Annotated in this window: 14 protein-coding genes; 1 reads left to right on the top strand and 13 read right to left on the bottom strand. The window is 59.0% G+C overall.

What is annotated here, in order from left to right:
• Positions 1–86 precede the first annotated feature (86 nt).
• The 4 genes from mazG to cysM form a co-directional block, all read right to left on the bottom strand.
• Complete coding sequence (gene mazG, locus ACQUQU_RS10320) at positions 87–902, bottom strand: nucleoside triphosphate pyrophosphohydrolase (protein ID WP_430459600.1); 816 nt, start codon at positions 900–902, stop codon at positions 87–89.
• Complete coding sequence (gene relA / locus ACQUQU_RS10325) at positions 902–3151, bottom strand: GTP diphosphokinase (protein WP_430459601.1); 2250 nt, start codon at positions 3149–3151, stop codon at positions 902–904. Before relA ends, mazG begins: the two co-directional genes overlap by 1 nt.
• Positions 3144–4487: a TRAM domain-containing protein gene (locus tag ACQUQU_RS10330; RefSeq protein ID WP_430459602.1), complete on the bottom strand. Its 1344-nt coding sequence runs from the start codon at positions 4485–4487 to the stop codon at positions 3144–3146. Before ACQUQU_RS10330 ends, relA begins: the two co-directional genes overlap by 8 nt.
• 149 nt (positions 4488–4636) lie before the next feature.
• Entirely contained in the window at positions 4637–5527 is an 891-nt protein-coding gene (cysM, locus tag ACQUQU_RS10335) for a cysteine synthase CysM (protein ID WP_430463036.1), read from the bottom strand.
• A gap of 195 nt (positions 5528–5722) precedes the next feature.
• Here cysM and ACQUQU_RS10340 point away from each other — a divergent pair, with 195 nt between their 5' ends.
• Positions 5723–8548 (top strand): response regulator, encoded by a 2826-nt coding sequence (locus tag ACQUQU_RS10340; protein WP_430459603.1) that lies wholly within the window; start codon positions 5723–5725, stop codon positions 8546–8548.
• Here ACQUQU_RS10340 and acpS read toward each other — a convergent pair.
• From acpS to ACQUQU_RS10385, 9 genes are all read right to left on the bottom strand, one after another.
• The gene (acpS, locus tag ACQUQU_RS10345) at positions 8524–8919 is read right to left on the bottom strand and encodes a holo-ACP synthase (RefSeq protein ID WP_430459604.1); all 396 of its coding nucleotides are present in this window, start codon (positions 8917–8919) and stop codon (positions 8524–8526) included. The genes ACQUQU_RS10340 and acpS overlap by 25 nt on opposite strands.
• 23 nt (positions 8920–8942) lie before the next feature.
• The gene (gene pdxJ, locus ACQUQU_RS10350; protein ID WP_430459605.1) at positions 8943–9689 is read right to left on the bottom strand and encodes a pyridoxine 5'-phosphate synthase; all 747 of its coding nucleotides are present in this window, start codon (positions 9687–9689) and stop codon (positions 8943–8945) included.
• A gap of 45 nt (positions 9690–9734) precedes the next feature.
• Entirely contained in the window at positions 9735–10409 is a 675-nt protein-coding gene (gene recO, locus ACQUQU_RS10355) for a DNA repair protein RecO (protein ID WP_430459606.1), read from the bottom strand.
• Positions 10410–10412: 3 nt separating this feature from the next.
• Positions 10413–11309, bottom strand: a complete 897-nt coding sequence (gene era, locus ACQUQU_RS10360) for a GTPase Era (RefSeq protein ID WP_430459607.1) — start codon at positions 11307–11309, stop codon at positions 10413–10415.
• Positions 11306–12004 (bottom strand): ribonuclease III, encoded by a 699-nt coding sequence (gene rnc / locus ACQUQU_RS10365; RefSeq protein ID WP_430459608.1) that lies wholly within the window; start codon positions 12002–12004, stop codon positions 11306–11308. The genes era and rnc overlap by 4 nt, the downstream gene beginning before the upstream one ends.
• A 3-nt stretch (positions 12005–12007) precedes the next feature.
• Positions 12008–12364, bottom strand: coding sequence for a DUF4845 domain-containing protein (locus ACQUQU_RS10370; RefSeq protein ID WP_430459609.1), 357 nt, complete (start codon positions 12362–12364; stop codon positions 12008–12010).
• Between the two features lies 1 nt (position 12365).
• Positions 12366–14168, bottom strand: a complete 1803-nt coding sequence (gene lepA, locus ACQUQU_RS10375; protein ID WP_430459610.1) for a translation elongation factor 4 — start codon at positions 14166–14168, stop codon at positions 12366–12368.
• A gap of 151 nt (positions 14169–14319) precedes the next feature.
• The gene (locus ACQUQU_RS10380) at positions 14320–15708 is read right to left on the bottom strand and encodes a DegQ family serine endoprotease (protein ID WP_430459611.1); all 1389 of its coding nucleotides are present in this window, start codon (positions 15706–15708) and stop codon (positions 14320–14322) included.
• Positions 15709–15728: 20 nt separating this feature from the next.
• Positions 15729–16166, bottom strand: a complete 438-nt coding sequence (locus tag ACQUQU_RS10385; protein WP_430459612.1) for a SoxR reducing system RseC family protein — start codon at positions 16164–16166, stop codon at positions 15729–15731.
• Positions 16167–16175: the final 9 nt, after the last annotated feature.

A 16175-nucleotide genomic window follows, 5' to 3' on the forward strand; every position in this document is an offset into this window, starting at 1 on the left:
CGTTCAGACTCTGCCTGCAACAAAAAAGCCCGCGGGTTACGCGGGCTTTCATTCTGGGGCACCTGTTTCGATTGGAAGCCGTGATTTCAGCCGCCCTTTTCCCGGCGCTTGGCCTCTGCCCAGGCACGTTCCATCGACTCAATGCTGGCCTGTTCCCAACCGCCGGCCGCCAGCACCTGTTCTTCGACCACCGCAAAGCGCGATGTAAAACGCGCATTGGTGCCACGCAGGGCGGCTTCCGGGTCGACCTTCAGATGGCGGGCCAGATTTGTGACTGCAAATAACAGATCACCGACTTCGGCTTCCAGACGCTCTGGGTTGGCTTCGTCCAGTTCGGCTTCTACCTCCGCCAGTTCTTCGCGGATTTTATCCACAACACCACAGATATTTTCCCAGTCGAAACCGACCTTGCCGGCTTTTTTCTGCAGCTTCACCGCGCGGGTCATGGCCGGCATGGTTGGCGGAACGTCATCCAGCAGGCGTTTCGGGCGCGCCGGTTTCAACGCTTTTTCCTGCTGTTTGATGGCATCCCAGTTGGCGTTAATTTCCGCTTCCTGCGGGGTAATCGACGGGTCACGTTCGCTGTGCAGCGTGCCTTGTGGAAAAACGTGCGGATGGCGGCGGATCAGTTTTTCCACCAGACGGTGAATGATAGAACCGACATTGAACAGCTGCCGTTCATCGGCAATCTGGCCGTAGAAAATCACCTGAAACAGCAGATCGCCCAGTTCTTCTTCCACGTGCGGCCAGTCCTGACGCTCAATGGCGTCGGCCACTTCATACGCCTCTTCCAGCGTATGCGGCAGAATCGTGGCGAAATCCTGTTTCAGATCCCATGGGCAGCCGGTCTGCGGATCCCGCAGCCGGCGCATCAGGTACAGCAGATCGTCGAGGCTGTGCATCAGACCTTGGCTCCGCTGCGTACGCGACGGGCCGAGATCACGTTCGGCAACTGCTCCAGTTTGCCCATCAGGCGGGCAAAGCGTTCCAGACTTTCGACTTCGACCGTCAGTTGCATCACCGCCGTATGGTCACCCTGATGCGACTGGGTGTTCACCGCAATCACGTTCACGCGTTCGTTGGCCAGCACCGAACTCACGTCACGCAGCAGACCGGTACGGTCGAAGGCCTGAATGACCATGTCCACCGGGTAAGTGCTGTGCTTTTCCTGACCCCAGCTCACCTGCAGCACGCGCTGTGGTTCGATGGCTTCCAGATGCAGCAGGTTGTCACAGTCGCTGCGGTGCACGGTAACGCCACGGCCAATGGTGACGTAGCCGCGGATATCGTCGCCCGGCACCGGCTGACAGCACTGCGCCAGCGTGGTGAGCAGATTACCGACCCCTTCGATATAAATACCGTCGGTGTTGGCCGGACGGCCGGCGTGTTCCGGTTTGCGCGCAATCGGCAGTTCCGGTTGCAGCACACCGGCATCGGCCCGTTTCAGAACCGCATTGACGATCTGGCCGACGCGCAGATCACCGGCGCCCACGGCGGCGTACATGTCTTCCACCGCTTTCATGTTCATGTCTTTGGCGACGTCATGCAGCGGTTCGTTGACCAGATCCAGACGATCCAGTTCGCGGAATACCAGCTGGCGGCCTTCTTCGATGTTCTGATCGCGCGCCTGCAGCTTGAACCAGTGCGCCACTTTCGCCCGCGCCCGCGTGGTGTGGATGTAACCCGCTTCCGGGTACAGCCAGTCGCGGCTCGGATGGGCGTTGGCACTGGTCAGAATTTCCACCTGCTCGCCGTTTTTCAGCAGGTAGGTCAGCGGCACGATACGGCCATTCACCTTGGCGCCACGGCATTTGTTGCCGACTTCGGTGTGCACGCGGTAAGCGAAGTCCACCGGAGTGGCTTTTGGCGGCAGGTCAACTACGTGACCCTCGGGCGTGAACACGTAAATGCGGTCGGGGTTGATGTCGGCGCGCAGTTCACCGGCCAGCTCCGGCAGGTTGTCGAGCTCTTCGTGCCATTCCAGCACCTGACGCAGCCAGGCAATCTTCTGCTCGTAGCCCTGATCTTTGGCGTTGGTATCGGTGCCCTTGTACAGCCAGTGGGCACATACGCCGAGCTCAGCGTCTTCGTGCATGCTGTGGGTACGGATCTGCACTTCCAGCACCTTGCCTTCAGGGCCGATCACCGCCGTATGCAGTGAGCGGTAGCCGTTCTCTTTCGGGTTGGCGATGTAATCGTCGAATTCGTTCGGAATGTGGCGCCACTGGCCGTGCACGATACCGAGGGCGGCGTAGCAGTCGCGCAGTTCCGGCACCAGAATCCGCACCGCGCGGATGTCGTAGATCTGGGAGAAATCCAGATTCTTACGGCTCATCTTCCGCCAGATGCTGTAGATGTGTTTGGCGCGGCCGTAAACGTCGCATTTAATGCCCGCACCCAGCAGCTCGTTGCGCAGGTGCTCGACCACGTCTTTGATGTAGTCCTGCCGCGCCAGACGCTTTTCATCCAGCAGGCGGGCGATGGTCTTGTAGGCGTCCGGCTGCAGATAGCGGAAGGCCAGATCCTCAAGCTCCCACTTCAGATGACCGATACCGAGGCGGTGCGCCAGCGGTGCGTAAATATTGAAGACTTCTTCGGCGACCCGACGGCGTTTATCTTCCGGGCCGTCTTTCACCGCACGGATGGCGGATGTCCGCTCCGCCAGTTTGATCAGGGCGACGCGCACGTCGTCGATCATGGCGACCAGCATTTTGCGCAGGTTCTCAACCTGTGCCTGACGCTGACCCAACACCACTTCGTCGGAGGTTTTCTGAATGGCGCTGATGGCCGCCATGCGCAGCACGCCTTCGATCAGCTTGGCCACTTCGGTGCCGAAATCGCGCTCGACCTTCTGCAGTGCCAGACGCCCTTCCCGCACCGCCCGGTACAGAATGGCCGCCACCAGCGACGCGGTGTCGAGGCGCAGATCCAACAGAATCTGCGCCATTTCAATACCCATCTGCACACTGTCGATGGACCAGTAGGTGCGGTTGGCGATGGCTTCGTCCGACAGCTGTTTGGCCAGTGTCAGCGCCTTGTTCAGCTGTTCTGCATCTTTAACGTCGTAATGCTGCTGAATGCTGTCGAGCCAGGACGTAACGTCCAGTGAACCGTCGTGCAGCAGCGGATGGTCTTCTCTGACCTTAACCATGACCTTTTGCCTTTTTCTCTAGGTACACCATGGTTTCCACATGGTGTGTCTGCGGGAACATATCCATGATCCCGGCTTTAACCACCCGGTAGCCGGCGGCGCTCAGAATGCCCAGATCGCGGGCCAGCGTGGCCGCATCACAGGACACATAGAGCACGCGCGGTACCCGGCGTGAAATCAGTTCGTTTATGACCCCATCGGCACCGGCGCGCGGCGGGTCAAGCAATACCGCGTGCGGATCCGGCAGGTCTTTCAGACCACCGGCACCGCTCAGGTCGGCGACTTTCGCCTGCAAAGGAAGGGCCAGTTTCTCAGCCTGAAGACTGAGACTTTCCACCATGGCCGCATCGCCTTCGACGGCGTACACCTGCGCGCAGCGTTTTGCCAGCGGCATACTGAAGTTACCGTGGCCGGCAAACAAGTCCCACAGCACTTCATCAGCCTTTGGGTTGAGCCAGCGCATGGCCTGCTCGACCATGGCGCGGTTCACTGCACCATTCACCTGCACAAAGTCGTCCGGCTGAATGGTTAATGGCAGGCCGTCCACAAGGTGATGCAAAGGTTCCGCTTCCTGCGGCCAGACACGGCGCGGCGGCTGGTCTTTGTCTTCTTTCAGCCACAGCTGCACCGGCAGCTCGGCCTCGGCAGCCGGCAGCGCATCGATCAGCGCCTGCAGATCCGGGGCCTGCAGCGGCTTGAGCACCCGGAAGATCAGGGCCAGCGCGTTGTCAGCCACCAGCGCTTCAATCTGGGTAATCAGGGCTCGTCCCTGCAGGTTACCAATGACGTCACGCCACATCGCCCAGTTGAGGGCCGGGTGGTCGGGCAATACGGCGCAGGTGTCGATGTTGGTCAGATGACTGGAGGCGGCTTCACGGAAGCCGACGAAATTGCCGTCCTGTTCTTTGCTGAAGCGCACGCCTACGCGTGCTTTACGGCGGTAGGCCCAGGGCTCTGCGGTAATGGGTGCATCCCACTCAGCGACTTCGGCGCCCTGACGGGCCAGTTCGCGGGCAACTCGATCCTGCTTGAACGCTACCTGAGCGTCGTAGCTCAGGTGCTGCAGATCACAGCCACCACAGCGTTTGTAGTGCGGGCAGGCAGGTTCAACCCGTTCGGGGGAGGCTTTAACAACAGACAGCAGGCGGGTCAGCCAGACCTTGCGACGGCGCCCATCCAGCACTACGTCGACCTCTTCACCCGGCAGCGCACCGGGCACGAAATACACTTCCCGGTTGCGGCGGGCAACGCCTTCACCGTCGGACGTCAGGTTGTCGACGGTCAGCGTCAGGCGCTGCGGCTGCTGATTGGCGGGTTTCGCCTTAGCTGGTTTCACCGGAATTCCTCAACGGCGTGACCCTGGGTCACTTTCACTGAGCCCTGTCTCAGGCAGGGCTTTCTTATCCGCGCACAATATGAGGGCAGCCTCAGGATTTTCAAGTCCGGCCCGACTGAACAACAAGCCAGACTGAACATCCGCACCTATCAGCCCGGAGCAAACACGCCCGACGACAGATAACGGTCACCGCGGTCGCAGACGATGGCAACTATGGTGGCGTGCTCCACCGTTTGTGCAATCCGCAACGCAGCCGCGACCGCACCGCCGGAGGACACGCCACAGAAGATGCCTTCACGACGCGCCAGTTCGCGCATGCAATGTTCCGCTTCCTGCTGGCTGATGTCGAGAATCTGGTCGACCCGGTCACGCTCGAAAATGGTTGGCAGATAGGCTTCCGGCCAGCGGCGGATGCCGGGAATGGCCGCCCCTTCTGATGGTTGCAGACCGATGATCTGCACGTTGGCATTCTGCTCTTTCAGGTAGCGCGACGTGCCCATGATGGTGCCCGTGGTGCCCATGGAGCTGACAAAATGGGTAATGCGGCCACTGGTCTGCTGCCAAATTTCCGGACCCGTGCTGTGATAGTGGGCCTCCGGGTTGTCGCCATTGCCGAACTGGTTCAGCACCTTGCCCTCGCCACGGGCTTCCATGGCCAGCGCCAGATCGCGGGCGCCTTCCATGCCGTTGCTGACCAGAATCAGTTGCGCACCGTAGGCTTCCATCGCCCAGCGGCGTTCCATGGTGGCGTTGTCGGGCATGATCAGAATCATGCGGTAGCCCATGATCGCCGCCGCCATGGCCAGCGCGATGCCGGTATTGCCACTGGTGGCTTCGATCAGGGTGTCGCCGGGCTGAATGTCGCCACGGGCCTCGGCGCGCTGAATCATGGAAATGGCCGGGCGGTCTTTAACCGAACCCGCCGGATTATTGCCTTCGAGCTTCAGCAGGACGGTATTCGAACTTCCCTCAGGCAGCAGACGCTGCAGCCGGACCAGCGGTGTATTGCCAACGCAGTCGGCGATGGTCGGGTAACGGATATCAGTCACTGTTGTTCTCTCTTATCAGTGTCTTATAACTAAAAGGGCGCCATTTTACGTTCATGAACGGCTTACAGGTAATATCTATTGGCGATTTCGTTATGCAAAGGCCCCCTCACCCGGCCTGCTCTGATAATTGCATGCTGAAGGCCCGGACATTACTCTACCGCTTTACACTGGCCTGACCCTATTCGCATGAAAAACTGGACGATCCAGAGCCGCATTCTGCTGCTTGCCCTGCTGCCCGGCATCATTATTTCGCTGATTCTCGGCAGCTTCTTTATGACGCAGCATTCGCGCAATCTGGATGATCTGCTCGATCAGCGCGCGCTGGCCATGGCCAAGCAGCTGGCGCCGACCTGCGAATACGGCGTCATGACCGGCAACAGCGGCATTCTGCAGAACATCGCCAACGGCATGCTGGAAGAGCGCGATGTGCGCGCCGTCAGCATCTACAACCAGGACGTTGAGATTCTGGCCCACGCCGGCCCTAAGATGCTGACCCAGCGCATCGGTTCAGCCGAGCTGATGGACAACCAGCTGCAGCTGCTGCGTACCGACAGCTCGGTGCGGGTGCGCGCGCCGGTGTTCCAGCAGAACCTGACCATCACCGACCAACTGTCGGATCAGTTTTACGCCGAAGAAAACCGCCAGATCAAACTGCTCGGCTGGGCCGAGCTGGAACTGTCGACCGCCAATACCCAGCTTGCCCGTTATCAGCACATCGCCACGTCGTCGGCGATTATTCTGCTGACCCTGCTGATCTGCACCCTGATTGCCCTGCGCGTCAGCCGCCAGATTTCCGATCCGCTGAACGACATCCTCAGCGCCATCGGTGATCTGGAAGACGGCAAACTCGACAGCCGTGTGCACTTCAGTGGCGGCGGTGAATTCCAGCAACTGGCCTCGGGCATCAATGCAATGGCCAGCGCCCTGCAGCGCGCCAGCAGCGAGCAACAGCAGAACATTGAACAGAGCCACCGCGACCTGCAGGAAACCCTCGACGAACTCGAGGTGCGTAATCGCGAACTGGCCATCGGCCGTAAGCAGGCGCTGGAAGCCAGCCGCATGAAGTCGGAGTTTCTGGCCAACGTCAGCCATGAAATCCGCACGCCGCTGAACGGCATCATAGGATTCAGCGACCTGCTCGCCCGTACGCGCGTGGACGAACGTCAGACTGACTATCTGGGCACCATCCGCCGTTCGTCGACGGACCTGCTGAAGATCATCGACGCCATTCTCGACCTGTCCAAGATCGACGCCGGTAAACTCATCATCGAACACGCGCCGTTCAACCTGCGCGACGTGATCGACGATGTGCTGACCATGCTGGCACCGGCCGCTTACGACAAAGGGCTGGAGCTGTCGCACATCATTTATTCGGAAGTACCGCTGCAGCTGAAAGGCGACCCGCTGCGCCTGAAGCAGGTGCTCACCAACCTGATCAACAACGCCATCAAGTTCACCGAGCGCGGCAGCGTCACCCTGCGCGTATCTCTGATAAGTGCCGAGAACCAGCGCGCCAGCATCAAATTCGATGTGCAGGACAGCGGCCTTGGCATGAACGAAGAACAAATCAACCGCATCTTCAACGCCTTCACTCAGGCCGACGCCAGCACCTCCCGGAAATTCGGCGGTACAGGTCTGGGCCTGATCATCTCGCGCGCACTGGTCGAAGCCATGCACGGTGAGATCCGCGCCACCAGCCACGAAGGCCGCGGCTCGACCTTTACCTTCCACATTCAGGTGGATGTGGACGAAGCGATGACAGGGCTCGCACCTCTGTCCGGCTACCGCGTGCTTCTGCTCGACCCTGTGCTGCTGAACCGCATGAACATCAGCGCCCTGCTCAGCAACTGGCAGGTTGATCATCAGGATTTCGAGACCCGCAACCAGCTGCTGGATCACCTCAACAGCGGTTTGCGCCCGGACTGCGTGATTGTCTCTGTTAACCGCCAGCAGATCAGCGACCCGGCTAATCAGGCGTTTATTCAACGCATTAATCAGCACGGCATCCCACTGATAGCCCTGACCGATTCGGCCAGACACGAGCATCTGGAAACCCTGAAACAGCAAGGCGCCAGCGAGAGCCTGAGTCAGCCTTTCAGCCACCGCAAACTGCATCAGACCCTGCGTCTGCTGTTGACCGGTGAAAACGACGAAGCCTTCGCCGCCCTGTCAGCCCCGCAACACGGTGGCAGCGTACGCACGCCGCTGGTGCTGGCCGTCGACGACAACGACGCCAACCTGAAACTGGTGGTGACGCTGCTGCAGGAACTGAACGTAGAGGTGATTGCCGCCCACTCCGGACGTGAAGCCATCGACGTGTTCAGCCAGCAGACGCCGGATATGGTGCTGATGGACATTCAGATGCCCGGCATGAACGGTCTGGAAGCCACCCAGGCCATCCGCGCTCTGCCCGGTGCCGAGACACTGCCGGTGATTGCCCTCACCGCCCACGCCATGGCCGATGAAAAAGAAGCCCTGCTGAAAGCGGGCATGAACGATTACCAGACCAAGCCCATCAGCGAAGAGCAGCTGGCTGCCTGTATTGAGCGCTGGACCGGCTTCCGCCCTCAGGCCGGTGTGCGTACGCCACCACCGTCCGAGTCACAGCCCACGTCCTGCGAATGGGTGTTTGATGCCAGCTCAGCCCTGCGCCACGCCAGCGGCAAACTGGATCTGGCGACCGACATGTTCAACATGTTGCTGGAGTCGCTGCACAAGGACATGCAGGCCGTCATCGATGCCTGGGAAGAGGAAGATCTGGATCGCCTGCTGGAAACCGTGCACCGCATTCATGGCGCCACCCGCTACTGCGGCGTGCCTTGCCTGCGCAATACACTCGATCAGTTTGAAACGGCGCTGAAATCCGGCGCCAGCCGCGAATACCCTCGCCTGATGCGCCAGCTGACGGAAGACGCCGCCCAGTTGCAGCACTGGGCGTCGGTGAACGACTGGCAGCAACTGCTGACCGGCGCTCTGCAGGAAAAGGCTCACACCAGAACGGAAAAAGCCTGAATAAGATGGCCTTCGTCGGACAGACTGACGAAGGCTTTTTGCCCGCCGAGCGCCCATAAGCGCTCTTGCGCCGCACCGCTCAGGGACACCACAGGTGCCCCCTGTGCATCACGCAGAATCTCCAGCTGCTGAAACCCCACGCCTTTGGCAATGCCCGTACCCAGTGCTTTCGCCAGCGCTTCTTTGGCCGCGTACTGCTTGGCCAGAAAATTCAGACCGTCAGCGCGCTGCGCATACAGCGCCCGCTCGGCGACAGTCAGAATACGCTGCACAAAACGCTCACCATGGCGCTCAAGGGTCGCCGCGATGCGCTGGCTGTCAAGCAGATCGGTGCCGATACCGACCACCGCATTGAGCGGCAGGCCAGCCATGAGGTCAGGCCGGATAGACTGTGTCATGGACGACGGGTTGCACCGGCCAGCAGATCGCGCATTTCGCGCACGGCCTGCTTGAAGCCGACAAAGATCGCACGGGCGACAATGGCGTGGCCGATGTTCAGTTCGTTCATACACGGGATGGCCGCGATTGCTTCCACGTTGTGGTAGTGCAGGCCGTGACCGGCGTTCACGATCAGACCCTGCTCATGGGCATACGCGGCCGCTTTCTGAATACGCACCAGCTCTGCCTGTTGTTCCGCTTCGGTGGTGGCGTCGGCGTAGCGACCGGTGTGCAGTTCGATCACCGGGGCACCGGTGCGCACGGTGGCGTCGATCTGGGCAAAATCCGGATCAATAAACAGCGAGACTTCGCTGCCAATGGCTTTCAGACGCTCAACCGCAGCGCGGATGTGGGCTTCCTGACCACGCACATCCAGACCACCTTCGGTGGTCAGTTCTTCGCGCTTTTCTGGCACCAGACAAGAAGCCGCCGGCTTCACCTCTTCCGCCAGCTGCAGCATGGCTTCGGTAACGGCCATTTCCAGGTTCATGCGGGTCGACAGTGTCTGTGCCAGCACGTACACATCGCGGGTCTGAATATGACGACGGTCTTCACGCGGGTGCACGGTAATGCCGTCAGCACCGGCTTCTTCAGCCAGAAACGCTGCCTGCACCGGATCCGGATAAATGGTACCGCGGGCCTGACGCAGGGTCGCCACGTGGTCAATGTTCACACCCAGTAAAACGCGTTGTGGATTCTTCACATCTGACTCCCAGATTGTTGGTAGCGGGCTGCCGCGCAGCCGGACTCAATGTTGCTCAGGCAAGGCCTGAAATAATTCGCGACTGACCAGAGGTTTGTCCAGCAAGTCGTCAATGGCAATGCGCAGCACCCGCTTGGCGCAGGCGAAGCCTGACACATCGGCCTGTCCCTGCGCAAAACGGCGGATATCCTGGCCGCGCAATAACCGACCCTGACCGGCCGCTGATACGCGCCCGGATTCGCGGACAAAGCCCTCGCGGGCTTTAAACAGATACAGAACGTCTTCGTCGATGGGTTGTCCGGCGCAGTCACTTTGCCAGGAAAAGCCGTACCCCAGTGCACTCAGCAGACGCATCTCAAACAGACGTAACCAGGGATCGGGCAGACCTGCGCCCTGCAGGCCTCTGAGGGTATCGCAGAAGGCAGCAAACAGTGCCGGCAGCGGCTCGCCTTTGGGCACAAGGCGGGTAAGTAATTCGGTGAGGTAGAGAGCGCAGTAAAGATTCTGGCCTTCGGGCTGCAGCGCACCGGTCAGCTCCAGCGCCCGCAGGCGCGGCCAGTCGTCGGCACTGGCCCAGAAACCGGAATACACATGCAGCAGCTGAGGTTCAATACGCCCGGAGGCCACCACACTCAGACGGCCGGCGGTGTCGGTGAGAATATCCAGCAGCCATTCCTGCTCGCGCAGCGGCTGACGCTGCAACACCAACAGCGCGGCCATGGCTCAGCCCAGACGGTCGTCGTAACCCAGACTGCGCAGCGCGCGCTCGTCGTCGGACCAGCCGGCTTTCACCTTCACCCAGAGTTTCAGCATCACTTTGCAATCGAACATGACTTCCATGTCTTTGCGCGCTTCCTGACCAATCTGTTTGATGCGGTAACCACCGTCACCAATCACGATGGCTTTCTGCGACGGACGCTCAACCAGAATCAGGGCGCTGATTTCAATTAAGGTACCGGTGTGTACGAACTCTTCGATTTCGACCGTCATTTCGTACGGCAGCTCATCACCCAGCTGGCGCATGATTTTTTCACGCACCAGTTCGGCAGCCAGAAAACGCGAGGTACGGTCGGTAATCTGATCTTCCGGGAAGAAATGCTGGCTTTCCGGAATGTAACTTTCGATCAGGCTTTCCAGACGGTCGACGTTGTGACCGGTCTTGGCACTGACGGGCACGATCTGGTCGAAATTGTGTTTCTTGCTGATTTCTTCCAGCCACGGCAGCAGTTCGTCTTTCTCGCGGATAAAGTCGACTTTATTCACCACCAGAATCACAGGCGCACGCTGGGATTTCACCGCCTGCAAGGCCATTTCGTCTTCGTCGGTCCAGCGCATACGATCGACCATCAGCATGATCAGATCGACGTCTTTTACCGCCGTCGTGGCCGCTTTGTTCATGTAGCGGTTGATCGCTTTTTCCTGCAGCTTATGAATACCCGGGGTATCCACATAAATGATCTGCACATCCTCTTCGGTCTTGATGCCGAGAATCTGATGGCGGGTGGTCTGCGGTTTGCGCGACGTAATGGAGAGCTTCTGCCCGAGAATACGGTTCAGCAGGGTCGATTTACCGACGTTCGGACGGCCGACAATGGCCACGTAACCGGTGCGTTGGGTCATTCTTCTTCTCCAGCAACATCATCCAGACCGAGTATAGCCAGCAGCAGCGCCGCAGCACTCTGCTCGGCGGCACGACGGCTAGGCCCTTGCGCCACCACAGGCTCTGCGTGTTCCGGAATGCGGCATTCCACGGTAAACACCTGCTCGTTGGTCGGGCCTTCAACGTTCAGCACTTCGTAGTGCGGCAGACGGGACTTATTGGCCTGCTGGTGTTCCTGCAGACGGGTTTTCGGGTCTTTGATCGGATCTTCCAGGGTCAGCGCGGCCAGACGGGAATCAAACCAGCTCAATACACGCTCGCGGACCACGTCCATACCGGCATCGAGATACATGGCGCCGATCAGGGCTTCGACTGTATCGGCCAGAATGGATTCACGGCGGTGACCACCGCTTTTCAGTTCACCGGACCCCAACAGCAGAAAATCGCCGAGTTCGAATTCACGGGCAATCACGGCCAGCGTCTGGCCCTTCACCATGCGCGCGCGCAGACGACTGAGCTTGCCTTCTTTAGCCTGGCCAAAGCGGCGGTACAGATCGTCGGCGATGATAAAGTTCAGGATGGAGTCGCCCAGAAATTCCAGACGTTCGTTGTTGGTGCCGCCTTTACTGCGGTGGGTCAGCGCCAGCATCACCAGCGCTTCGTCGTTAAAGGTGTAACCGATTCGTTGGGAGAGTTTCAGCAGGGGGTTGTTCACTGGTTAAAATTCTTTGTGCTGATGGAAGCGGACAACCAGATCGATTTCACCGATCCAGGTGCCACGGACTTCGTAAGGCCAGTCTATGGTCAGGCCACGTTTTTCTTCGGTGATTTTCAGCTCGGCCACGCTGATGTTGAGATTATTGCTGCTCAATCTGTGTTCAATCAGCTTTTTCAGCTGGCCTGGCTTGGTATCGTCTTTGATCTCACCGTTCTCGACCATGGTGTCGAGAATGGTGGACACCATTTTGTTGTCCCAGTACATGGGCACCAGAGTGAATGCCGCTTTCAGCAATACAGCAGCCAGTGCAACCAGAGCTGCAACCGACGAAAAAGACATCCCCTTCTGGTAACGCATATCAGTCATCCACTTTCAGTACGGCAAGGAAGGCAGACTGTGGAATTTCCACACTGCCGATTTGTTTCATCCGCTTTTTACCCTCTTTCTGCTTCTGCAGCAGTTTTTTCTTACGTGACACGTCACCGCCATAACACTTGGCGGTTACGTTTTTACGCAGGGCTTTGACGGTGGTGCGGGCCACCACCTGATTGCCGATCGCAGCCTGAATGGCCACGTCGAACATCTGACGCGGAATCAGTTCTTTCATTTTCTCTGTCAGCGAGGCGCCGCGTCTGCGAACGTTGTCACGGTGCATAATCACCGCCAGCGCATCCACGCGCTCACCGTTCACCATCACGTCCAGACGCACCAGAGGCGCTGCCTGGAAACGCTTGAAACTGTAATCCAGCGAGGCAAAACCACGGCTGGCGGATTTCAGACGGTCGAAGAAATCCATCACCACTTCGGCCATCGGAATTTCATAACGCAGAGACACCTGAGAGCCGGTGTATTGCATGTCGACCTGCACGCCACGTTTTTCGATGCACAGGGAAATCACGTTACCCAGATAATCCTGCGGCACCAGAATGTTACATTCGGCGATCGGCTCACGCATTTCTTCAATGGAACCCGCATCCGGCAGTTTGGATGGGTTATCCACCATCACCACTTCGCCTTTGCGGTTCAGCACTTCGTAAATTACGGTCGGCGCTGTGGTGATCAGATCCAGATCGTATTCACGCTCCAGACGTTCCTGAATGATCTCCATATGCAGCATGCCGAGGAAGCCGCAGCGGAAGCCGAAGCCCAGGGCGTCAGAGCTTTCTGGTTCGTAGAACAGAGAGGCGTCGTTCAGCGACAGCTTTTCCAGTGCATCACGGAAGGCTTCGAAATCGTCGGACGACACCGGGAACAGACCGGCGTACACCTGTGGTTTCACTTTCTGGAAACCCGGCAGCGCCGAAGTATCCGGGAATTTGGTGCTGACGATGGTATCGCCCACCGGTGCACCATGAATCTCTTTGATGCTGGCCACCAGATAGCCTACCTCACCGGTGCCCAGCTGATCTTTGGCGGTCATTTTCGGTGTGAAGATACCGATGCCATCAACGAAATGATCGCGACCGGTGGACTTCATACGGATCTTGTCGCCCTTGCGGATGACGCCGTTTTTCACACGGATCAGGGACACAACGCCCAGATAAGAGTCGAACCAGGAGTCGATGATCAGCGCCTGCAGTGGCGCTTCCGGATCACCTTCCGGCGGCGGAATGTGCGACACCAGATCTTCCAGTACGTCTTCTACGTTGAGGCCGCTTTTGGCGGAACAACGGACGGCGTCGGTGGCGTCCAGACCGATGATCTCTTCAATTTCCTGCGCGACCTTGTCCGGGTCGGCCTGCGGCAGATCCATCTTGTTCAGAACCGGACGAACTTCCAGTCCCTGCTCGATGGCGGTGTAACAGTTGGCCACCGACTGGGCTTCTACACCCTGCGCCGCGTCCACCACCAGCAGCGCGCCCTCACAGGCGGCCAGCGAACGGCTGACTTCGTAACTGAAGTCGACGTGTCCCGGGGTATCAATGAAGTTGAGCTGATACGTTTTACCGTCTTTCTTGGCGGTGTAGTTCAGCGTCACGCTCTGGGCTTTGATGGTGATACCACGCTCACGCTCAATATCCATCGAGTCGAGCACCTGCGCCTGCATTTCCCGGTCGCTTAAGCCACCGCAGATCTGAATGAAGCGGTCGGACAGGGTGGATTTGCCGTGGTCGATGTGGGCAATGATGGAAAAGTTACGGATGTGGTCCAGCTGGCTCACAGAATAAAACCTGATGACTGATTGAAATGGCGGGGGATTTTACTTGAAAGGCGGGTCAAAGGCTATTTTGACTGCCGCCCTGCTCCGGCGGCATGGCGAAAAAACGCACAAGCAAAAAAGCCCGGCAACGCCGGGCTTGTGTCCTCAGGGCTTACTCGCTGATGCGCAGCGGGATAAACATGGCAGCTCCGCGACGCACAATGCGCATTGGCACACTGCGGTTGGCAGGCAGATCGGTGACGATTTTGTCGAAATCAGCAGCCGAACGGACCGGCTCGCCGGCGATCATGGTGATGATGTCTCCGTTGATGATGCCCGACATGGCCGCCGGACCGCGCTTCACATCACGCACAATCACACCGTCACCCACGTCTTTGCGCTGAGCATCGCTGAGTTCCGACACCACCACTCCCAGACGCTTGCTGACGTGTTCTTTCGGATTGCTGCTGTTCATGGCCAGCTCAGCGCCATCCGCGTCCGGCAGAGTGCCGATGGTCACGCTGATCTTCTTGCGCTTGCCGTTGCGTACTACGTCCAGTTTGGCGTCAGCACCCGGCTTCACCCGGCCCACCTGATGCGGCAGGTCGGACGACAGGTAAATGGATTTGCCGTTGAAGTGGGTAATGATGTCGCCATTCTTCAAACCCGCCGCTTCTGCCGGACTGCCCGGAACGACCTGGGCAACCAGGGCACCAGCGGCTTTTTCCAGACCGAAGGATTCCGCCAGATCTTTGCTCACTTCCTGAATCACCACACCCAACCAGCCACGGCTGACTTTGCCTTTGTCTTTCAGCTGATCGACTACATCCATGGCCACGTTAATCGGGATCGCGAAGGACACGCCCATAAAGCCGCCGGAACGGGTGTAGATCTGCGAGTTAATACCCACCACTTTGCCGTCCAGATTGAACAGCGGACCGCCGGAGTTGCCCGGGTTGATGGCCACGTCGGTCTGAATGAACGGCACGTAGTTTTCGTTCGGCAGGCTGCGGCCCTTGGCACTGACAATGCCGGCCGTCACTGAGTAGTCGAAACCGAACGGAGAACCGATGGCCACTACCCACTCGCCCACTTCGAGCGCATCGGAGTCACCCAGCCCGACCGTCGGCAGGTCTTTCGCATCCACCTTCAGCAACGCCAGATCGGTGCTTTCGTCAGAGCCAATCAGCTTGGCATCGAGTTCACGGCGGTCGTTCAGACGCACCACAATTTCGTCAGCGTCTTTGATCACGTGGTTATTGGTCAGGATGTAACCGTCTTTGGAGACGATAAAACCCGAGCCCAGTGAAGAACGCTCCTGCTCGCCTTCCGGCATTTGCTGCGGGTTACCAAAGAAATGGCGGAAGATTTCCGGCACGTCCTGCGGCAGGCCGTAGCGCTGCTGGTAACCGGTATTTTCAACGTGCTGGATCGTACTGATGTTCACCACGGCCGGTGACGCTTCTTTCACCAGATCGCGGAAATCCGGCAGTTCTGCCCGCGCCACCACAGACACCAGAGTCAGTGTGGCGATCGCCAGGGTTTGAATTAGCTGTTTCATGGATTGTTTATTCCTCAACGTCACTCTGCGGAAACTACCGGAATCTGCTGGCAGCCCGGTAACAGCTTAGGCGTCCAGCGGGACCGGAAGTGCCCCGACATTACTTTAGCTGACAAAAATCCTGCACTGAGTCCGGCGACAGCGCCGAGTCCTGACATCAGGTCGCCGCCCTTCTGGCCCAGTGTTGCGCCCACAATCAGCCCCAGCAGAGGCAGGCCGTACAACAGCAGAGCACTGAGCGCGAGACTGCCGGACGGCATTTCCAGCACCACATCCTGACCTGCCTTCAGACCTTCGCCACCCGGTACCCACAGACGCATCGGCCGGCCGAGTTTGCTTAAGCTGTGCTGGCCGCAGCCGGAACGGGCATTGCAGCTGCCGCAGGCACTGCGCTGCACAGCTTCAACCCAGACGCCGCCGTCGGCGACTTCGATGATGCGGACTATTTCCTGAGACATGGGTTCACC

The organism is Thalassolituus sp. LLYu03 (assembly GCF_050507655.1).
Classification (GTDB): domain Bacteria; phylum Pseudomonadota; class Gammaproteobacteria; order Pseudomonadales; family Oceanobacteraceae; genus Venatoribacter.